This is a genomic window from Blautia sp. AM47-4 (genome assembly GCF_003479865.1).
Taxonomy (GTDB): domain Bacteria; phylum Bacillota; class Clostridia; order Lachnospirales; family Lachnospiraceae; genus Fusicatenibacter; species Fusicatenibacter saccharivorans.
In genome coordinates this window covers 121463-143301 of the sequence record NZ_QUHY01000009.1, presented here as the reverse complement: position 1 = coordinate 143301, position 21839 = coordinate 121463, and the positions used below count along the sequence as shown (strand labels likewise).

Annotated in this window: 16 protein-coding genes, 1 tRNA gene, 1 rRNA gene and 2 pseudogenes; 19 read left to right on the top strand and 1 reads right to left on the bottom strand. The window is 45.2% G+C overall.

What is annotated here, in order from left to right; translation table 11 throughout:
* The 5 genes from DW965_RS08430 to DW965_RS08410 all read left to right on the top strand — a co-directional run.
* Positions 1–169: ribosomal RNA gene (locus DW965_RS08430) — 23S ribosomal RNA — on the top strand; the annotation flags it as partial.
* An 82-nt stretch (positions 170–251) separates the two neighbouring features.
* A tRNA-Asn gene (locus tag DW965_RS08425) sits at positions 252–323 on the top strand.
* A gap of 108 nt (positions 324–431) precedes the next feature.
* The gene (locus DW965_RS08420) at positions 432–1199 is read left to right on the top strand and encodes a class I SAM-dependent DNA methyltransferase (RefSeq protein WP_022462420.1); all 768 of its coding nucleotides are present in this window, start codon (positions 432–434) and stop codon (positions 1197–1199) included.
* Between the two features lie 9 nt (positions 1200–1208).
* A complete protein-coding gene (gene hslO / locus DW965_RS08415; RefSeq protein ID WP_022462421.1) occupies positions 1209–2084 on the top strand; it encodes an Hsp33 family molecular chaperone HslO in 876 nt (291 codons plus the stop codon).
* Between the two features lie 89 nt (positions 2085–2173).
* Positions 2174–4084 (top strand): NAD(+) synthase, encoded by a 1911-nt coding sequence (locus tag DW965_RS08410; RefSeq protein WP_117804862.1) that lies wholly within the window; start codon positions 2174–2176, stop codon positions 4082–4084.
* Between the two features lie 131 nt (positions 4085–4215).
* Here DW965_RS08410 and DW965_RS08405 read toward each other — a convergent pair whose 3' ends face one another.
* On the bottom strand, positions 4216–4689 hold the full coding sequence (locus DW965_RS08405; RefSeq protein ID WP_022462423.1) for a hypothetical protein: 474 nt from the start codon (positions 4687–4689) through the stop codon (positions 4216–4218).
* 238 nt (positions 4690–4927) lie between these two features.
* On the opposite strand from DW965_RS08405, the gene DW965_RS08400 reads away from it, so the two are divergent.
* The 14 genes and pseudogenes from DW965_RS08400 (at position 4928) to DW965_RS08335 (ending at position 21777) form a co-directional block, all read left to right on the top strand.
* Positions 4928–6643, top strand: coding sequence for a sensor histidine kinase (locus DW965_RS08400; protein WP_022462676.1), 1716 nt, complete (start codon positions 4928–4930; stop codon positions 6641–6643).
* Positions 6640–8223, top strand: a complete 1584-nt coding sequence (locus DW965_RS08395) for a response regulator transcription factor (RefSeq protein ID WP_117804861.1) — start codon at positions 6640–6642, stop codon at positions 8221–8223. Before DW965_RS08400 ends, DW965_RS08395 begins: the two co-directional genes overlap by 4 nt.
* A 106-nt stretch (positions 8224–8329) precedes the next feature.
* Positions 8330–9874, top strand: coding sequence for an ABC transporter substrate-binding protein (locus DW965_RS08390; RefSeq protein ID WP_117804860.1), 1545 nt, complete (start codon positions 8330–8332; stop codon positions 9872–9874).
* A gap of 70 nt (positions 9875–9944) precedes the next feature.
* A complete protein-coding gene (locus DW965_RS08385; RefSeq protein WP_022462679.1) occupies positions 9945–10868 on the top strand; it encodes an ABC transporter permease in 924 nt (307 codons plus the stop codon).
* A 10-nt stretch (positions 10869–10878) separates the two neighbouring features.
* Entirely contained in the window at positions 10879–11775 is an 897-nt protein-coding gene (locus DW965_RS08380) for a carbohydrate ABC transporter permease (RefSeq protein ID WP_022462680.1), read from the top strand.
* A 16-nt stretch (positions 11776–11791) separates the two neighbouring features.
* Positions 11792–12607 carry an alpha/beta hydrolase gene (locus tag DW965_RS08375; protein ID WP_117804859.1) on the top strand — a complete coding sequence of 272 codons (816 nt, stop codon included), beginning with the start codon at positions 11792–11794 and terminating at the stop codon, positions 12605–12607.
* 3 nt (positions 12608–12610) lie between these two features.
* Entirely contained in the window at positions 12611–12724 is a 114-nt protein-coding gene (locus tag DW965_RS22525) for a DUF6783 domain-containing protein (RefSeq protein WP_369123059.1), read from the top strand.
* 51 nt (positions 12725–12775) lie between these two features.
* Positions 12776–13075: a citrate lyase acyl carrier protein gene (gene citD, locus DW965_RS08370; RefSeq protein ID WP_117804858.1), complete on the top strand. Its 300-nt coding sequence runs from the start codon at positions 12776–12778 to the stop codon at positions 13073–13075.
* Positions 13072–13971, top strand: a complete 900-nt coding sequence (locus DW965_RS08365; protein WP_117804857.1) for an aldolase/citrate lyase family protein — start codon at positions 13072–13074, stop codon at positions 13969–13971. Before citD ends, DW965_RS08365 begins: the two co-directional genes overlap by 4 nt.
* Before the next feature lies 1 nt (position 13972).
* Entirely contained in the window at positions 13973–15565 is a 1593-nt protein-coding gene (gene citF, locus DW965_RS08360) for a citrate lyase subunit alpha (protein WP_117804856.1), read from the top strand.
* Between the two features lie 30 nt (positions 15566–15595).
* Positions 15596–16620 (top strand): annotated as a pseudogene (gene citC, locus DW965_RS22520) ([citrate (pro-3S)-lyase] ligase).
* Positions 16604–17043: pseudogene (gene citX / locus DW965_RS08345) on the top strand (citrate lyase holo-[acyl-carrier protein] synthase); the annotation flags it as partial. The pseudogenes citC and citX, both read left to right, overlap by 17 nt.
* A 33-nt stretch (positions 17044–17076) precedes the next feature.
* Positions 17077–17982 carry a triphosphoribosyl-dephospho-CoA synthase gene (locus DW965_RS08340; RefSeq protein WP_119198265.1) on the top strand — a complete coding sequence of 302 codons (906 nt, stop codon included), beginning with the start codon at positions 17077–17079 and terminating at the stop codon, positions 17980–17982.
* Between the two features lie 228 nt (positions 17983–18210).
* On the top strand, positions 18211–21777 hold the full coding sequence (locus DW965_RS08335; protein ID WP_119198264.1) for a PD-(D/E)XK nuclease family protein: 3567 nt from the start codon (positions 18211–18213) through the stop codon (positions 21775–21777).
* Positions 21778–21839 lie beyond the last annotated feature (62 nt).

Genomic DNA, 21839 nt, shown 5'->3' with positions numbered 1-21839 from the left:
CGGGAAGGGATAAACGCTGAAGGCATCTAAGCGTGAAGCCCCCCTCAAGATGAGATATCCCATTCGAAAGAAGTAAGACCCCTTGAAGACGACGAGGTAGATAGGGCAGGGGTGGAAGTGCCGTAAGGCATGGAGCTGACTGTTACTAATCGGTCAAGGGCTTGACCTGAATGGTTGTGTTCACAAGATGGAATGATAGATGTGTAGTGTATGCGGTTTTGAAGGTATATCAAATATCTTCAATTAAATAATCCTCGATAGCTCAATGGTAGAGCATTCGGCTGTTAACCGAAGGGTTGTTGGTTCGAGCCCAACTCGGGGAGTGAATGAGACCTGCAGGGATCCTGCAGGTCTTTTCGTATATTGAGTTGCCCTGTGTGATGTGATACAATAAGGCGTAGCTACTGTAAACGATGAAGGAGAAAAGAAAGATGAATGAAAGTTATACCAGTTTTGCCCAGGTATATGACATGTTCATGGACAACGTGGACTATCCTGCCTGGAGCAAATATCTGATTCAGCTTTTAAAAGAATATCAGGTGGAAGACGGACTGGTGCTCGATCTTGGCTGTGGAACGGGAAACATGACCGAGCTGCTCGCCAAAGAGGGCTACGATATGATCGGCGTGGACAATTCTGAGGATATGCTCGAGATTGCCAGTGAAAAACGCGCCGAGTCCGGCTTAAACATTTTATATCTGCTTCAGGATATGCGGGAATTTGAGCTCTACGGAACCGTGAAGGCGGTTGTGAGCATCTGCGATTCCATCAACTATATTCTGGAGGAAGACGATCTGCGGGAAGTCTTCTCACTCGTCAACAATTATCTGGATCCGAAGGGCATGTTTATTTTTGATTTGAATACCAAGTATAAATATGAACAGATGGGTGAGACTACGATTGCGGAAAACCGCGAAGAGGCAAGCTTCATCTGGGATAATTACTATGACCCGGAGGAAGAGATCAACGAATATGAGCTTGCCATTTTCATCCCGGAGGGAGAAGATTCCGATCTGTACCGTAAATTTGAGGAGGTACATTATCAGAGAGCGTACGATCTTGCGACGATCCGCCGCTTATTGGAAGAGGCAGGCATGGAGTTTGTGACGGCCTACGATGCATTCACAAAGGATGCGCCGAGACCGGAGAGCGAACGTATTTATGTCGTAGCAAGAGAAAAAGGAAAAAGTGAGAAATAGGAGAGAAACATGGATTATATTGTAAGAGCAACAGCGGCAGACGGACAGATTCGTGCGTTTGCAGCGACAACAAGAGAAACCGTAGAGACAGCACGCCAGGATCACAACACGAGCCCGGTTGCAACCGCAGCGCTGGGCCGCCTTCTGACGGCAGGTGCAATGATGGGCGTTATGATGAAGGGAGATAAAGACCTTCTGACCCTGCGCATCCATGCCGGCGGACCGCTGAACGGCATTACCGTAACAGCAGATTCCAAAGGAAATGTAAAAGGTTACGTCGGAAACCCGGACGTCGTGATTCCGGCCAACAAAAAAGGAAAACTTGACGTGGCAGGTGCTGTCGGCGTCGGATTCATGGATGTCATCAAAGACCTGGGACTGAAAGAGCCGTACGTCGGACAGTGCGTTCTGCAGACGAGTGAGATCGCAGAGGATCTGACCTACTATTTTGCAACGAGTGAGCAGGTTCCGTCCAGCGTCGGACTCGGTGTGCTGATGAACAAAGACAATACCGTCCGTCAGGCCGGCGGCTTTATCATTCAGCTGATGCCGTTCTGCGATGAGAAAGTCATTGAAAAACTGGAGCAGCGTCTGGCAGAAGTCAATTCCGTTACCGCATTCCTTGACGAGGGCCTGACTCCGGAGCAGATTCTTGAAAAACTGCTTGGAGACATGGACCTTGTGATCAACGATACCGTGCCGACCCAGTTTTACTGCAACTGCAGCCGTGAGCGTGTATCGAAAGCGCTGATAGCGGTCGGAAGAAAAGAACTGAACGAGATGATTCAGGAAGCAAAACCGGTGGAGCTGAAATGCCATTTCTGCAACAGCGCCTATGAATTTTCTACCGAGGATCTGAAAGAATTATTGCGTAAGAGCAAATAACAGTACTGTTTCAGGCGAAACGGAGGCTGTGAGAGCTTCTGTTTGCAGAAAATCTGTAACAGGGAACCAGATAGTGGAGGAAGAAAGAGATGAAACAGGGATTCGTAAAAGTTGCCGCCGCTTCCTGTGCGGTAGTGGTAGCGGATGTCAGAGAAAATACGAGAGTCATTCTGGAAACGATTCATAAAATGGAGGGCGAGGGAGCAAAGGTGATGGTGCTCCCGGAGCTGGCTCTTACCGGCTACACCTGTAGTGACTTATTCTGGCAGAGTCAGATGATTGATGCGGCGAAAGAAGGATTAAAGGAAATTGCCGATGGCACGAAAGAGACCGATGCGCTGATTTTTGTCGGACTGCCGTGGGAACAGGGCGGAAAGCTGTTCAATGTAGCCGCTGCGCTTTGTCACGGAGAGCTTCTCGGTGTTGTGCCGAAAAAGTATCTGCCGAACTATAATGAATTTTATGAGCTGCGTCATTTTGCGCCGGGAAAAGAAGCGGTGACAACAACGGAATTTTTTGGAAAAGAGGTTCCGTTTGGCATGAATCTGCTCTTCCAGTGTGAAAAAATGCCGCGTCTTAAAGTTGCAGCAGAGCTCTGTGAGGATCTCTGGACTCCAAATCCGCCGAGTGTGGCGCATGCGCTTGCAGGTGCGACAGTGGTCGTAAATCTTTCTGCCAGTGATGAAATGGTTGGAAAAGACAGTTACCGGAGAAGCCTTGTGAGCGCACAGTCGGCGCGTCTGATCTGCGGCTATATATACGCGACAGCAGGCGAGGGCGAGTCGACGACAGATCTTGTCTTTGGCGGACAGCATCTGATTGCTGAAAACGGAACCATTCTTGCCGAGGCAAAACGATTTGAGAATCAGATCATTTGCGCAGATCTCGACGTGGATCGTCTGACAAGTGAGCGCAGAAGGATGACCACGTATCCGGAGCAGAGAACCGATGGATATCAGGTCGTTCGATTTTCATTGGCAATAGAAGAGACAAAGCTGACCCGCTACTTCGATCCGCGACCGTTCGTACCGTCAGACAAGCATAACCGCGATCAGCGATGCGATGAAATTTTAAATATCCAGGCTATGGGACTGAAAAAACGTCTGGCGCATACCCATTGCCAGAGCGCAGTCATCGGTATTTCCGGCGGACTTGATTCGACGCTGGCGCTGCTCGTAACGGCAAGAGCATTTGATCTGCTTGGGATTCCGAGAAAGCAGATTCTGTCTGTGACGATGCCGTGCTTTGGGACGACGGACCGTACGTATCAGAATGCCTGTGAGCTGACAAGATGTCTTGGCGCAACCTTAAAAGAGATCGATATTAAGGAGGCAGTCAATCTTCATTTCCGCGATATCGGACAGAATCCGGAGAAACACGATGTGACGTATGAAAACGGACAGGCGCGTGAGAGAACGCAGATTCTGATGGATCTTGCCAACCAGTCCGGCGGTATGGTTATCGGAACGGGTGATCTTTCCGAGCTGGCACTTGGCTGGGCAACGTACAATGGCGACCATATGTCGATGTATGCCGTCAATGCGTCCGTACCGAAAACCCTGGTGCGCCATCTGGTGCAGTATTATGCGGACACCTGCGGGGAAAAAGCACTTTCCGATATCCTTCTGGATGTGCTCGACACGCCGGTCAGCCCGGAACTGCTGCCGCCGAAAGATGGTGTCATTTCTCAGAAAACAGAAGATCTCGTCGGACCGTACGAGCTTCATGATTTCTTCTTATACTATATGCTGCGTGTGACGTACGAACCGCTCAAGATTTACCGTGTGGCAAAACTTGCATTTGCCGGTGTCTACGATGATGCGACGATCTTAAAATGGCTGAAAACGTTCTACTGGAGATTTTTCGCGCAGCAGTTCAAACGCTCCTGCCTGCCGGATGGCCCGAAGGTCGGAAGCGTTGCGGTATCCCCGCGCGGCGACCTGCGTATGCCGAGTGATGCGTGCGTGAAGCTCTGGAGAGAGGAACTCGACCAGCTGTAAAAAACAAAACAGGAAATACGGAAAGAAACAAAGATAATCCAAATTGGTGCAGGGAATCAAATTTTGAGATGCACGACAGAAAAAAGGCTTCGGAGCAGAAGAATGCTTCGAGGCCTTTTTGCATGGAAAGATCAGGATTCTGCGGAGGAAGGATTTTGAGCCTGTTCGAGCGCCTGATTGATCGCGGAGACGAGCAGTTCGGAGGTGTAGCGGTCGTCCTCTCCGTAGATGAGGCCTTCCGTCGTCTGATTCACATAGATCTGGCTTGCGATGGAATCGAGCGCGGGCTCCATGAGCGGATACATGGCGGCGGTGGTTTCACTTAAGTTATTCAGTGAAATCGCGGTGATGCGGTCCTGCTCAACATTGACCTGCACATCGAAGGTCTGGTCGCCGAGGGAGATCGTGGAGGTGTAGATGCCGGGAATGTAGCGTGCATTTTCGGCGGAAGCAGCAGTGGTGACAGAAGGTTTTTTCGCAGAATCCTTCTTCCCGGAGAACATGATCAGAAACACCACGAGAAGAATCAGCGCGAGAGCAAGAAAAACAGCGGTGTAAACCACTTCTTTCATATGTAGTACAACAATTTTCGTTTTGGAACTCATGGGCGGGCACACTCCTTTTTGAAAAACCGTCTGTGAGCGGACGAGGGCGAACGGACGGGCGTTTTTACTATAATGTATGTAAAAGAAAAATCGTTTATGAAAAAAAGTGTCTGAAAAATCATTTCCGCAAGCTGCAAGTAATCTTTGGACAGTCTTTCTTCTGCCCGAAAATTAGTATATAATGTAATCGGTCACGATAACAAACTTCAGGGAGAGTCGGGAAAAGAGGAGGGGAAAGATGAAAAAAAGAAAAATCAGAAGGACCATGGGCGTTTTTTTTACTACTTTTTTGCTTCTGCAGATTATTTTACTGTTTCTGTACAAAGCGTTTATTGTTGATATTGCTAAAAAAAATGAGGAAAACCTGGTGGAAAATACGCTGCAGATTTATCATAATACGATGGAAGGTGTATTGGAACGCTTGGATGATAACCTGGATCTTTTACTGGGATATCGACTGCTTTTGACACAGCTAAATGGAGAAAATAACCTGGAAAAAGTGAAAGCGCAGTATAAAATGCTTCAGATTCTAAAGGAAAGATGTAAAGACACAAAGGAAGCGGATGCCTATGCAGTTGTTAATTGTAAAGACAACAGTATCCTGATTCAGAGAAATGGAAATATAACATATGATACAATAAAAGATATCAAAAAGTATCTTCAAAAGCGTAATACGTTTGATAAAACTCCTACATCCGGCTGGACTTCTACTGTTATGGGGGCGCAGGTGTATCTGGTAAAATATTATAATTATGGTGCAAATACGATCGCTGTATTGATATCAGAAAAAAGACTGGACTCCTTGTTAAACTATAATGATATGTCCATCAAAGAGGCAGCATTTTATCTTACAGACAAAAAAGGGGAAATTCTGTGCGCTTCAGGAAAAGATTGGGCATATGGAGAAGAAATAGAGAATCTGCAGAAACAGGATCCATCCATCAGTATCTATCAGGGATCTGTTCTGGAAGATGCATATCAGATGTATTACAGTGTAAAATCATCCGAGTATGCCGCATATTCTACCTCCGGTATCGTTATTTTTGGATTTTTAGTACTGTCTTTGCTTTTCTTTGGAACAATTGTCTGGTATATGCAAAAAGAAATCTTCCGGCCGATTGCAGACCTGTTCTGGGTGTCCAGAAAAATTCACAGTGGAGATTTCAGGGCAAGAGCGGAATATAATACAAACAGCTACGAAATGGAAGAAGTAAAACAGGCATATAATGATATGGTACAGACGATTCTTGAAATGAGGGTGCAAAAGTACGAACAGGAACTTCGAATGAAGGATGTGCAGCTGAAGTATATCCATATGCAATTAAAACCACATTATTTCCTGAATGCTTTATCAACCATTAACAGCATGGTTTATCAGCACGAGGAAGAGAATGTCCATACCTTTATTCAGGCATTTTCACAGAACATCCGTTATATGTTTCGAACTGGTCTGCATACCGTTCCGCTGCAGGATGAAATAAAGAATGCCGAGGGATATCTGGAAATGCAGCGACTCATGTACCGGGATTGCTTTTATGTCTATATGGATGTACCGGAAGAACTGCAGCAGTATCCGGTGCCGCAGATGATTCTGCATACATTTTTGGAAAATATATTTAAGCACGTGATCAGTATTGATTCGTTCACTACGGTTCTGATTCAGGCATTGTGGAGCTTCTCGGGGAAGGAAGTTTACTTAAAACTGGAACTATATATATCGCAGGGTCAATTTTCGCAGGAAATACTGGACTTTGTGAATAAAGATATGGAAATAACAGAAAAAAAAGATGGAAGTGGAATTGGAATAAAAAATGTAAAAGAGGTTCTGAAGATGATGTACGAGCAGGATCATCTTCTGTATTTGGAGAATCTGGAACCGGAAGGAACCAAAATAACCATATGGATTCCGAAAACACTGAAATGTACAGATGAGGAGAAAGACGAAGAGAGATGAATTTGCTGATTGTAGATGATGAAATTGTGACAACGCAGGTATTGGAAGAACAGCTGGATCGCGCGTTACTTTCTATTGACCAGATCTATGTGGCCTACAATACTTCTATGGCCAGAGATATTTTGCAAAAAAACAAAGTGGAACTGATTTTATGCGATATTGAAATGCCAAAGGAGAACGGGATTCACTTTCTGGAATGGGTACGAGAACAGAAAATCCAGACAGAGGTTATCTTTCTGACCAGCCATGAAAAATTTGAATATGCCTATGGAGCTGTACAGAATGGTGCGGCAAACTATCTGCTGAAGCCGATTGACATGAATAAAATCAATCAGGCATTGCTTCGTGTGACAGAAAAAATAGCCTGGAAACAAAAAACGGAGGAAATCCGGGAATATTGGAAGATCGGAAAAAGAAAGATGGTGCGATATTTCTGGACAAGAGTATTGCTGGAACCCGGTGTGCAAAAACAGGGACTCGAGGAGGAAATAAAGCAACAGGGGATAGCGGAAGAAATTCAGGAAAAATATTGTGTTGTGATTCTTCATTTTGCCAGTGGCAAACTGGACTTCGGGAAAGAAAAGGAACAGGAATCCATTTATAAATTTGCAATGGAAAATATTCTGGCAGAAGCATTCACAGAAAAAATCAAAATGGAAAATGTGATCTGCTGGGAAGAGAATACGGGGACCTATCTTGGAATTCTGTCGGAATTTTCGGAAAAGGAGACGAAGGAGAGAGCGGCACGGGTCAGAAAGATATTTGAAAAATATTTTCCTGATGCATTGCAGATCGGATACATTTCCCCGAGTGTTCCTTTTTATGAAGCAGGTTTGGAAAAAGAGAAAATAATGGAATATGACAAAACGCATATTTATGACGAAGGGGAAATAAAAGAATTTATGGCATTGCTTCGAGAAAAAGAGGCTTCCGGACATATTCTGGACGAAGATTATATCCTGCAGTGTCTGAACAAGGGTTCCAGGGTAAGTACACTGGAATATTTACAAAAAACGCTGCAGCATGTAAAGCAAACGATGCATTCCGTAGAAGGATTTCGCAATTTTCAAGTGGAACTGACACAGCTTGTAAGCAAATATCTCCATGATAAAAAGGAAAATATGAACAGCGTGATTCGTGATCCGATCTATCTGAAACTGGATATGAATGCTGTTAAATCAGAATTCTCTATGGTGCAGTGGATGACCTGGCTGATGAATAAGGTATTTGATCTGACACAGGAGGAACGGAAGGAAAAAACAGAAAAAAGGATCACAGATCAGGTAATTGATTATATCAGAGAACATTATACGGAAGATATTAACAGAAATACGCTTTCGGAGAGGTTTCATTTTTCGCCGGAATACATTGGAAAAATGTTCCGGAAGGATATCGGAACGTCGTTGAATGATTATATTAATTCCCTGCGCGTGGAAAAAGCGAAACATTTGCTGGAAAACACCAATACAAAGGTGATTGATATTGCGCTGGAAGTCGGATTTGATACTCTTCCGTATTTCTCATCTGTATTTAAAAAATATACGGGAGTTTCACCGGCAGAGTTTCGGAAAAAAGAATAGATATCTTAAAAACGAAAGTTTTGTACTTTTTTGTGTAAGAACTTTCGTTTTTTTTGCGCTATGATAAGTCTATCAAAAGGAACCGGAAAGAAGAAAGGAGAAACAAATGAAGAAAAAGATTTTGGCGATTTTGATGGCTACCCTGACAGTAGGATCTCTGCTGAGCGGATGTGGTGGAGCACAGAGCAGTGATGCAAACGGAAATCAGGAGAGCAGTAAGCAGGAAAGCAGCGACAGCGAAGAACCGGCAGAGGTTGTATTTGCGTACATGACGCAGAACAATATCCCGGAGTCATCAGAACTGGAAAGAATTCAGAACCTGATCAACGATTATACAGTAGATAAGATCAATACAAAGGTCAAGCTGGTACTGTTTTCCAATTCTGATTATATGAATCAGGTGAATCTGATGCTGGCATCCGGAGAACAGCTGGATTTGTTTCAGGCCTATAATACGTCGCATCTGAAATATATTCAGGATGGAACAGCGCTGGATATTACAGAGTATCTGGACAGTGACCTGAAAGAAACAACAGAAACTCTTTACGATGGTTTTCTGGCACCGACAACGGTAGAGGGAAAAACATATGGAATTCTGAATATGGGTTCCAACTATGTACCGGGTGGATTTACCTATCGTGAAGATATTACCGAGGAACTTGGAATCGATATGAGTCAGGTTACCAAACCGGAAGACTTGACAGCAGTGTTTGCAAAGGTAAAAGAAGCTTATCCGGATATGACAATCATTGATCCAAACAGAGCGAATGCGTTATTTGAAAGCTACCTGGGAAAGATTGCTAAAATTGATCCATTAGGTGACAATATTGCCTCATCCGTTTCCGGTGTGGCTTATCAGGACAATGCAACTGTAGTGGATATGTATGAAACGACAGATTTCAAAGAACTGTGCGAACTGACCAGAAGCTGGTTTGAAGCTGGTTATTATGCAAGTGATGCAGCTACTACAACAGCAACTACTGCAGAATTACTGATGTCCGGCAACTGCTTTGGCACATTCTGTGGCTTGGGTAATCCGAAGATTGCGCAGCAGTATACAAACAACTATGGTCATCCGTTTGAAAATGTACAGATCAGTGATTCGATGATCTGGTCTGGAAACGGCGGAGCATGGATGGTAAATTCCGGCTGTAAAGATCCTTCGGCAGCCTGCAAATTTATGAACCTGCTGTACACGGATGCATATGTAGACAACCTTCTGGTCTATGGAGAAGAAGGGGTGGATTACAAATTGGATGAAAATGGTTGTGCAGTAGCACCGGATGGATATACGGATCTGAACAGTGTAGCCTATACCGATAATATGAACTACTATTTCTGGGGAAATAAATGGCTGACCTATCCGGTTGTAGGCGGTCTGTATGGAGAAGAAAAAGAGACAAACAAGCAGCAGAATTATGATGGAGATCATTCAAACTATTATGGTTTCCTTTACGACTACAGTGATAAAGAAGCAGAATATACCGCATGCCTGAACATTGTAGAAGAGTATAAAAAATCTCTGTGGGTTGGTGCAGCAGATGTAGATACAACACTTGCCGAGATGACAAAACGACTGAAAGCAGCTGGTATGGATGACCTGATTCAGGCAAAGCAGGAGCAGCTGGATGCATGGATGAGTAGCAAATAGGAAAGACTTTAAAAAAGAAAAGGCTGCGGAAATTTACCGCAGCCTTATTTATCAAAAAGGGAGTCGAATTATGACGAAAAGTGAGAAAAAACATGCCAGTAAAAATACATTAGCATTACTGTTGATTGCATTACCGGGTATTACATATCTGATCATTAATAACTATATTCCTATCATTGGAACCTTTATTGCGTTCAAAAAGTTCAGTTATGCAAAAGGAATCTGGGGAAGCCCGTGGTGTGGACTGGATAACTTTAAATTTTTGTTCCTGACAGATGATGCATGGGTCATTACGAGAAACACATTGTTATATAATCTGGCGTTTATCGTGATCGGAACCGTAGTTTCTGTGATTTTTGCAATCCTGCTGCATGAGCTGGGAGAACTGTTACGCGGAAAGTTTTTCCAGTCCGTGCTGTTGTTTCCACACTTACTGTCATGGGTTGTAACGGCGTATCTGGTATACGCGTTATTGGGAAGTACAACCGGTTTTGTGAACAATACAATTTTAGATGCGCTGGGGAAAAAAGGCGTAGACTGGTATACTGCAAAAGCTGCATGGCCGTTTATCCTGGTTATTGTATATCTTTGGAAGAATGCAGGATATAATGCGATCGTTTATATGGCAGGTATTGCAGGCATTGATAAGGAAATTTATGAAGCGGCAAAGATTGATGGCGCTTCTAAATTGAAACAGATTACGGCCATTACACTTCCGCTTCTGAGACCAACCATTGTTATTATGACATTGATGGCGATCGGCCGTGTATTCTATTCTGACTTTGGTTTGTTCTATCAGGTACCAATGAATGCAGGAACCCTGTTTTCTACGACGCAGACGATTGACACGTATGTCTATCGTGGTTTGATGGAACAGGGTAATGTAGGAATGTCTTCGGCAGCAGGTGTATATCAGTCATTGGTTGGTTTTGCACTGGTCATGATTGCAAACTTTATTGTACGGAAAAAAGATCCGGAAAACGCATTGTTCTAGGAGGCAGGATATGAAAAAGACAGTCAGCGATGAAAAACGATTTATTGCAATAGCAACAGTTATTTTAGTGGTAATCAGTATTGTGGCGTTGTTTCCGATGATTCTTCTGGTGGTTGCGTCCTTTACCGATGAAAATGAACTGATTACAAACGGATATCAGATTTTGCCGAAGAAACTCAGCCTGGAAGCATATACCTACATGGTAAAACAGGCAGCAACAATCGTAAGATCGTATCTTGTTACGATTGGAACAACCGTTGTCGGAACCGGATTAAGCGTATTACTGACGACTTCGATCGCATATCCGATGGCACGAAAAACATTCAAATATAGAAACGCATTATCCTTTTTTGTATATTTTACCATGCTGTTTAATGGAGGACTGGTGCCACAGTATATTATGTGGACAACATTTTTCCATATTAAAGATACGTATGCAGCACTGATTTTTCCGAATCTTCTGATGACAGCATTCAATATTTTCCTGGTAAGAAACTATTACAGCAACAGCCTGCCGGAAGCATTATATGAAGCTGCACAGCTGGACGGAGCGTCAGAGCTTGGAATTTTCACCAAAATTGTATTTCCGTTGTCGAAGCCGGTAGTTGCCACCATTGGACTGTTTACAGGTCTTTCCTACTGGAACAGCTGGACCAATGCTTTATATTACGTACAGGATCCAAAATATTTTGGTATTCAGAATCTTCTGATGCGTATCATGAAAAACATTGAATATCTGCGAAGCGGAGCATCAGAGCTGGCGGCCGAAGGACAGGCAGTTTCGCTTCCGGGAAACTCCATCCGAATGGCACTGGCATTTGTCGGAATTTTACCAATCATTATTATTTACCCGATGCTTCAGAAATATTTTATCAAAGGTGTGGTTGTCGGCGCTGTAAAAGGCTGACAGAAAGGAGAAACAGATGGCAGCATATGTACATTGCAATTTTCACTCCTGTATCCTGCGGATGCAGGTAGATGTTTCGATTCTGCTTCCGGAAAAAGAGCGAATGGAAGATGTAGAGCAGGGAAAAAAGGGAGAGACTTTCGGGAAAAACAAAAAATATCAGACCCTGTATCTGCTGCATGGATTTACAGGAGACCATCTTTCGTATCTGAGGACCTCCAAGATTGAGCGTTATGCAGATGAGCATCAGATTATGGTGGTTATGCCAAGCGTATATAACAGCGCCTATACGGATATGAAATACGGACTGGATTATTTTTCTTATCTGACAGAAGAACTGACAGATTTTGTGGAGAGAAATTTCCCGGCAGCAACAAAGCGGGAAAACCGTTTTATTGCAGGAATGTCGATGGGAGGTTACGGTGCCTATAAATGGGGACTTACCTGTCCGGAAAAATTTGCGGCAATCGGAGGCGTTGCGGGATCTTATCATGCAGAATATCGTTATCAGGGAAAGGTAAATACGGTATCCACTCTTTGTGAAGCGTTATATGGCGATCCGCCTGCAATTACACCGGAGGTTCATGATGTTTTTACACTGTTGAAAAACCGGAAAGAAGAAGGAAGAGATATTCCAAGATTGTATACCTGCTGTGGTACAGAGGACAGACGACATCAGGATTCGGTAGATCTGAAGGAGTTTGCGGATCAGCTGGGCGTTCCGCTGTTGTTTGAAGAGGGTCCGGGAAGGCATGATGATATTTTCTTTGATGAGTATATTCAGAAGATTCTGGACTGGATGAACTTTGCGGGAAAATCAGTAGAAGAGTAAAATCTGCAGAGTATAAAGTGGGGCTTGCAGATTGCAGAGATGATTTTTCAAACACGCGCTAAGCGAAAACACTACAAAATATGGAGTTATTTAGGAGATAAAAATCTATATTTGTAGAAATTTTTCTTAGTGCGGCAGCCCCACGGGAAATACAGGGAGAAGAGGAAAATGGAGATAGAAAAAGCAGCTGTAGCCGGAACACTGGAATCCAGCGATTGTATGGTTACGGTAGAAGATGGGGATGGCAACATAGATCTGGTACTGGAAAGTACAGTGATTCATCAGTATGGAAATCAGATCCGTCATGTGGTTCTGGATACTCTGGAAAATCTGGGAGTTCAGAACGTAAAAATTAAGATTGTAGATAAAGGAGCTCTGGACTGCACCATCCGTGCAAGGGTGGAAGCTGCGGTATACCGTTCCGCCGGGCAGTCGGAGCAGCTGCCATGGGGAGGTGCGATCCGATGAGAGACGCAAAAAAACGATTACGTCGTACCATGATGTTTTTAAACGCACAGAAGCCGGGACTGATTAAAGATCCCTATATTTATGGAGCAGATTCTCTGATGTTGGATCTGGAAGATGCAGTGGCAGAAAATCAGAAGGACGCGGCCAGATTTTCCCTGTTTCATGCACTTCGCACGATTGATTATCATGGAGCGGAACGGATTGTACGTATCAATGGCCTGGACACACCTTTCTGGAAGGAAGATATCCGTTGCGCAGTAGCCGGTGGATGTGATGGCATCCGGATTCCGAAGACAGAGACAGCACAAGATGTAAAGATAGTGGAGCAGCAAATTTTAAAGGCAGAGAATGAGTTTGGCAGACCGGAGAACAGTACCTTAATTATGGCAGCGATAGAATCGGCAAGAGGTGTGGTGAAGGCGTTAGAAATTTGCGAGGCTTCGAAAAGGTTGTTTGGTATCGCACTGTCCGGTGGAGATTACACGAAAGATCTGCATACCCACATCACGGGAACCGGAATAGAACTGATGGGAGCAAGACAGCAGCTTGTCATCGCTGCACGGGCAGCAGGTGTACAGTGTTTTGATACCGTCTATACAGATTTGGAAAACGAAGAGGGCTTTCGGGAAGACGTCAATACGATTCACCTGATGGGCTTTGATGGGAAATCGATTATCAATCCAAGACAGATTCGTATTGTACATGAAATTTTTACGCCGAAAGAAAAAGAGATTATTTTTGCGGAAAAAGTAGTCCGTGAGATTGACAGCAAAAAGGCACAGGGAATCGGTGTGTTTACTGTAGACGGAAAGATGATTGATATTGCGTTTTATGATGGTGCAAAGCGAATCATCGAACTGGCCAAGGCTTCCGGTGTGTACGAGGGGGAACTGTAAAATGAAAAATGCAGTAGGGAGAGAAATTCCCGAGGAAATATTGAAGATAACAGGAAAAGAAGTATTTCACGGAGTGCATTATTATGATGGTTATGAATATCAGAAAGATGGTCCGAAAACCCGCTGCGTGGTGAATTCCGATGGCAGCAAACTGGTGAAAACAATTCATGAGGCACTGGTGAAATGCGAAATCCGGGATGGCATGACAATTGGATTTCATCATCATTTCCGGGATGGTGATCTGGTTGTAAATATGGTGATGGAAGAAATCCATAAAATGGGTATTAAAAATATTACCATTTGTGCCAGCTCTCTTGGGAAAGCGCATGCAGGACTGGTGCCGTACATGGAAGATGGAACGATTACGGGAATCCAGTCTTCCGGTGTGCGCGGTGAGATTGGAAAGGCGATTTCTGAGGGAAAACTGAAAGGGCTTGCAGTGATGCGCTCTCACGGCGGCAGAGTTCGGGCAATCGAAACAGGAGAAGTACACCTGGATATTGCATTTATCGGAGCACCGACGTGTGATGATTATGGAAACTGTCGTGGTATCGGTGGAAAGGCGGACTGCGGAGTGTTGTCCTATGCGATGGTAGATGCTGATTACGCAGACAGAGTCGTAGCAATTACGGACTGTCTGGTTCCGTTTCCTAATTTCCCGGCGCATATTTCCATGACAAAAGTAGACTATGTAGTAGTGGTAGATGCAATTGGAGATCCTAAGAAAATTGCAACAGGTGCAGCAAAACCGACGAAAGATATGAGAAAACTGATGATGGCGGATTACTGTACACGATTTGTAACGTCTACCCCGTACTTTAAAGATGGATTTTCCTATCAGACAGGTGTGGGAGGCGCGTCTATCGCTTCCACCATTTCGCTGGCAAAAATCATGAAGGAACGTGGAATCCGTATGCGTTTCGGTGTCGGAGGTCTGACAAAACCGATGTGTGATCTTCTGGATAACAATCAGGTTGATGTACTTCTGGATACGCAGGATTTTGATCTGGATGCGGTAGAATCAGTAAAAGATATCAGGCATTTCAGAATCAGTGCCGGTGAATATGCAGACCCTTTTAACAAGGGCGCAGTAGTCAACAAACTGGACTTTGTGATTCTGGCAGCACTGGAAGTTGATGTAAATTTCAATTGCAATGTTGTAGTAGGTTCCGATGGCGTTATAACAGGCGCGCAGGGAGGTCATCCGGATACGGCGGCAGGTGCAAAATGCACCATTGTACTGACTCCTTTATTACAGGGAAGAATTCCGGCAATCTGTACGGAAGTAACAACAGTGACAACACCGGGAGAATCTGTAGATGTAGTCATCACGGAATATGGAGTTGCAGTTAACCCACTGCGAAAAGATCTGCTGGAAGCGGTAAAAAACAGTGGACTTCCGCTGAAAACGATAGAAGAACTTCGGGATTTGGCTTACCGGATTGCAGGAGAACCGGAGAAAGTAGAATTTGGCGAACGTGTTGTAGGAATTATTGAAAGCAGAGATGGAACCATCATGGATGTAGTTCGTCAGATTAAACCATTCCGATTTAAAGAGGAAAAGAATATACTCCCGGAGCCAGTACATAAATAAGAGAAGGGAGGGCAGGCAGTGAGTGACTATATGGAAGAAACAGGGGATCCTTTTACCGGGAAAAAGAAAGAGGAACTCAAAAAATTTCTGGAATACATGGGACTTACTTATGATGAGCAGATTACACATTCCATCGTATTGCGAAAAGAGAAAGAAATCATAGCAACTGCTTCCTGCCAGAAAAATATCATAAAATGTGTTGCGGTATCAGAAGCGTATCAAGGACAGAATCTGCTGGCACATCTTATGACATCTCTGATTGAATATTTTTATGGAATGGGAATTTCTCATTTTTTCGGATTTACCAAGCCTCAGAACAAAGAACTGTTTTGTAGTATGGGAATGTATCCGGTGGCACAGACAGAAAAAATTCTTCTTCTGGAAAATGACAAAAACGGACTTGAAAAATTCCTGAAACGATTAAAAAAAGAAACACAGGAACAGCAGAAATGCAAAGTGGAAAACAGACATGAAAACGGTATCGGTGCAGTGGTTATGAATTGTAATCCCTTTACCAGAGGACATGAATACCTGATCCGGGAGGCAGCAAAAAAAACAAATGGCTGCACATTTTTATCCTCTCAGAAGAACAGAGCTTTCTGACAACGAGAGAACGGTATCAGTTGGTAAAAGAAGGAATACAGGAAATTCCAAATGTGATTCTTCACCAGACCTCAGAATACATGATTTCGCCGGCTGTGTTTCCGACATACTTTATCAAAGAAAAAGCGAAAGCCTATGAGATGAATTGCCAGTTGGATATTCAGCTGTTTGGAGAGTGCATTGCACCGGAGCTTAAAATTACAGATCGCTATGTGGGCAGTGAACCGGTCTGCGATGTGACACATACCTATAACCAGTGCTTACGGGAGCAGCTGCCGTGCTATCAGATCCGCTTTCATGAAATTCCCAGAAAAACATATGGAGACCAGATCATCAGTGCATCTGAGGTCAGAAAAAAATATGCGGAAAATCAATTAAAAAGCGTCTGCGGAATGCTTCCGGAAAGTACCTGGCGCTATCTGGAAAGGAAAAAGAATGAAAACGGAAAATAAAGTTTCCTTAGAGCAGGTATTGTGGAGCCGAGAAAAAAGGGTGGCAACGCAGAAAGAGCTTCTTGAAAAATATCCGGGTACGTTAATCTGCTTTATGCTCAATATTCCGGGTCCGGAAAAGGTAAATAAACTTTTCGAAAAGGTCTTTTATGAAGGACTGGAAAAGATACAGAATAAGCTGGAAACGGAAAAAATTTCGACGGAAGTCCGGCTGGTACAAGAAAACATAACCGGATATGAGGGATATTTGGTTGTGAAAGCAGACGGCTGCCGGGTGAAAAAGCTTATGATTGCTTTGGAAGAGACGAAGATTGGGAGACTGTATGATATTGATGTATTGGAAAAAGAAAATACGAAAATCAGCAGAAATGATCTTGGATTCCGGAAAGAAAATGTCTGTTATGCGACAACCCGGCCTGTCAGTGTGGCAGAAGCAGAAAACATTCGATCGAAGAATTGAGAAAAAAGATCTATGATATCATATGGGAAGAGCAGCTACAAAGAGGCGTAGCCGCTGAGATCAGTCAGGCCCTGATGGAAGAAGTGTATACGACACCAAAACCAGGCTTAGTAGACCGGGAGGATACCGGTGCGCATACAGATATGAACTGTCAGACATTTCAAAAGAGTACAGAGGCGATCGCCGAAGATCTGGCGGCAATGTTTGAAGCCGGGTATTCCTGGGAGGCAGATCCGAAGACATTGTTTCCCCTTCTCAGAGAAAGAGGAAAAAAGACGGAAGAAAAAATGTTTGTTGCAACCGGAGGAGTCAATACGCACAAAGGAATCATTTTTACGATTGGCATTCTTGCAGCTGCAGCCGGAATTTCCCTGAGAAATTACGGAAAAATCGAGTCGGAGGATGTTTGCCGGATCAGTCTGGAAATGACAAAAAAAGAGTTGGAACAGGATCTGAGAAAATTAAAACAAAGCTCGGGGATCACGCATGGAGAAAAAATTTACTGCCATCTGGGCGAGAAAGGAGTCCGGGGACTGGCGATGAGCGGATATCCGATTCTGTGTGAACGTACGGTTCCTCATATGAAGCAGTATATAGCAAATAACAGGGATCAAAATCAGATCAATGTACAGATTCTTCTTGAGATTATAGGAGAGCTTACGGACACAAATGTCATCAGCAGAACCAGTGAGAAAGAAATGCGATGGCTGCAAACAGAAGCAAGGGCAATTCTTAAGACAGGTGGTGCTTTTTGCGCGGAGGGTTTGCAAAAAGTGCGAGAACTGAATCAGATTTGTATCCGGAAAAATATGAGTCCGGGAGGAGCTGCGGATTTACTTGCGGCAACGATTTTTTTGTGCCGCATGGAAACCTTGATGGAACGTTTGAAAAGTATAACATAATAAAAATATATGACGCTGTCATTGATCTTAAAATGTACGGTCGCTCTTAATGCTGAATATTTTCAGCTGTTAAGAGCGGCCGTTTACGTTGGAAATATACGGCAGTATTGTCGGAAGAAAATGGTTACTGTTTGCCTGAAGGTTGATTGCATCAAAAAAAGGAGTCTGCTATACTGTAGCTATGTTTATTTTTTTGGCAGAAGTGGATCAGAACAGGAGGAGCGAAACATGAGTCTGCAGTTTATTATGGGAAATTCGGGAGCTGGAAAGTCGAGATATGCGTATCAGAAAATTCTGGCGGAAGCGATGCGCCACCCGGAGAAAACTTATCTGATCATTGTGCCGGAGCAGTTTACAATGCAGACGCAGAAAGAGCTTGTGTCACTGCATCCGGCGGGCGGTATTTTAAATGTTGATATTTTGAGCTTCCAGCGTCTGGCTTACCGTATTTTTGAGGAGACCGGAGGCAGTCTGTACCCGGTGCTCGAAGAAACGGGAAAGAGTCTTGTGGTAAAACGCGTTGCACAGGAGAAGAAAAAGGAGCTGACGATTCTTGGAAGTACGTTAAAGAGAACCGGCGCAGTTTCGCAGATGAAATCGTTGATTTCCGAGCTGAAGCAGTATCAGATTGCGCCGTCCGAGCTTGATACGTGGGCGGAGGAGACGGGAGAGAAAAAGCTGCTGGCAGCAAAGCTGAAAGACACCGGGGTAATCTACCGTGCATTTGAAGAATATCTGGAAAATCGCTACGTGACGGCGGAGGATGTGCTGGAGGTTCTGGCGGGAAAGCTGGAAGAATCATCACTCATTCGAAACAGTGAGGTACTGGTGGACGGATTTACCGGATTTACGCCAGTACAGATCGGTGTGCTTGGAAAACTGTTCCGGCTTTGTGAAAAGGTCTATGTGACGATTATTATGGATGAGCGGGAGGATCCGTATAAAAAGGCAATCCCGCACCAGCTCTTTGCGATGAGCCGCCAGCTGATTCAACAGCTTATGAAAGCGGCAGACGAAGCAGGGTGCCCAGTGGAGCCGGAAATCTGGGTCAGACGCTCGGGATATGGCCGTTTTCAGTCGGGAAGCATGATGGATCAGTTGGAACAGAACCTGTTTCGATATGGAATAAGAAGGATTGTCGGAACAGAGGCAGGAAAAAGAGCAGAGTCAAAAGCAGGGGCAGGAACAAATGGAAAGAACAAAAAAGAAATTGGGCCAAGCACGCTGGAAAATGCACAGAAAACGAAAAAGGAGCATTTGGAGTCCGGACAAAATCTGAAACAGCAGGGTATTTACATTAGTGTAGCGCCATCTCCACGTGCGGAGCTCGAGGAAACGGTGCGCCTGATCCGCCGCATGGTGCGTGAGGAGAAGATGCGGTACCAGGATTTTGCCGTTCTGACCGGAGATCTTTCCATTTATGGCACATATGCGCGGGAAATTTTTGAAAAATGCGGCATTCCGTACTTTGTGGACGAAAAGCATTCTGTGCTGATGAATCCGTTCGTGGAATTTCTGCGCGCGGCGATCGAGATGGTGGTACAGAGCTTTTCCTACGAGAGCGTCTTCCGTTATCTGCGCTGCGGCCTTTCGAGTCTGAGCCGCGAGGAGACAGATGCGATGGAAAACTATGTTCTGGCACTTGGCATCCGCGGGCTGAAAGCGTATGGGGAGACGTGGACGCGGGGATACCGCGGCATCAAACCGGATGAAGTGCCGCAGCGCAATCTCCTACGGGAAAAATTCTATGCCGAAGTGCAGCCGTTTGCAGAACAGATGAAGAAAAAAGACGCCACGGTGCGGGAGCGGACGGAGGCACTGTACGCACTGGCGGTGCAGAATCAGATGCAGGAAAAACTTGAGGAGCGGCGGCAGCAGTTTGAAGAGCGGGGACAGGAGGCATTTGCAAAAGAATACAGCCAGATTTACGGTATTGTCATGGAGCTTCTGGATAAGATTGTCGAGGTGCTGGGCGATGAAAAAATGACGTTGGCAGAGTATCAGGAGATTCTGGAGGCTGGCTTTGCAGAGGCTTCTGTTGGCATTATTCCGCCGACCGCGGACCAGGTACTGATCGGTGACAATGAGAGATCACGTCTGAAGGATATCCGTGTGTTGTTTTTCGTCGGTGTGAACGACGGGCTGATTCCGCGTCACGACGCGGGAGGCGGTATTCTTTCGGAGTATGACCGCGAGGAGCTGGAGCGCGCGGATGCAAAACTCTCCCCGACGGCGCGGGAGACGATGTATCAGCAGAAATTCCATCTCTACCGAAATCTGACAAAACCATCGGAGCGGCTGTACCTTTCCTTTGCGAAAGCGGGCGCGTCCGGCGAGGCGCAGAATCCGTCGTATCTGATTAACGAAATCCGAAAACTCTTCCCGGAGATCCCGGTGCGGGATATCGAAAAAGAGGAAAATCCGGAGGAAAAACTGGAAATGCCGCGTTCCGGGGAGGCACTGTTTCTGGAGGAGCTTGGAAAGGCGGCAGAGGGCGAGATGAATCCGCTGTTTGAAGAGCTTTACCGCTGGTATGCGGCACATCCGGAGGCGGGGATTCCGGCGGAGACATATCGGAAAGCGGCTTTTCTGCGCTGTGCGGACGGTGTGATCGGAAGGAGTGCGGCATCGGCGCTGTACGGGGACACTTTGAAAAACAGTGCGACACGGCTGGAAAAGTATGCGGCATGTGCGTTTGCCCACTTTATGGAGTTCGGACTTCAGATCCGCGAGCGGGATCAGTATGAGCTGAAAGCGGCCGATATGGGAACGGTTATGCATGAAGCACTCGAAAAGTTTTCAAAAAAACTGCAGGAAAATGGCGAGACATGGAAGACTGTCGGGGATGATACCCGTGACCGCCTGATCGAGGAGTGCGTCGAGGAGACGATGGCAGATTACGGAAACACGATTTTCCAGAGCTCAAGCCGGAATCAGTATCGCATCATCCGCGTAAAGCGGATTCTGAAACGGACGGTGTGGGCGCTGCAGCAGCAGATTCGGCAGGGAGAATTTGAGCCGGGTGAATTTGAGGTTTCGTTCTCCATGGAGGACTCCTTGTCGGCGATTAATATTGATCTGTCGGAGCATGAGAAGATGCGCCTGCGCGGACGGATTGACCGCGTGGATCTCTGTGAGACGGACGATAAGGTCTATGTGAAAATTATCGATTACAAGACGGGAAATACATCGCTTGACCTGGTGGCGCTCTATTATGGGTTACAGCTGCAGCTGGCGGTTTATCTGGATGCGGCGGTGGAGCTGGAGCAGAAAAAGCATCCAGGTAAGCTGGTGGAGCCTGCGGGGGTATTTTATTATCATATTGATGATCCGATCCTCGACCAAGAAGAAGATGAGACCGATGAGGCGTGGGGCAGACGGATGCTGAAAGCACTGCGGATGGATGGCCTTGTAAATGCAGATCGGAAGGTGGTGGAGCTTCTCGACCGAGTACTCGCGGATGGAACGACGTCGGATGTGATTCCGGTTGGAAAGAAGAAGGATGGAAGCTACACGGGCTATTCGAAAGTGGCATCGTCGGAGCAGTTTAATGTGATTCGGACATACACCAGAAAGAAGGTACGTGAGATCGGCGAGGGCATTTTCTCGGGAAATGTAAAAATTTCGCCGTTTCAGCGGGATGGAGCAACGGCATGCGCATATTGCGAATATCAGGGAATCTGCGGATTCGATCAGAAAATTCAGGGATATGAATACCGTAAATTAAAGGGCATGGATACAGAACTGCTGATGAAGGTAATGCAGGAGACAGCACAAAGAGATCAAAAAGAGTGACTGCTTTTGAAAAAGTGAAATATGGTGCATTTTTTCCAAGTGAGGGAAAGAAAATCAGCCAG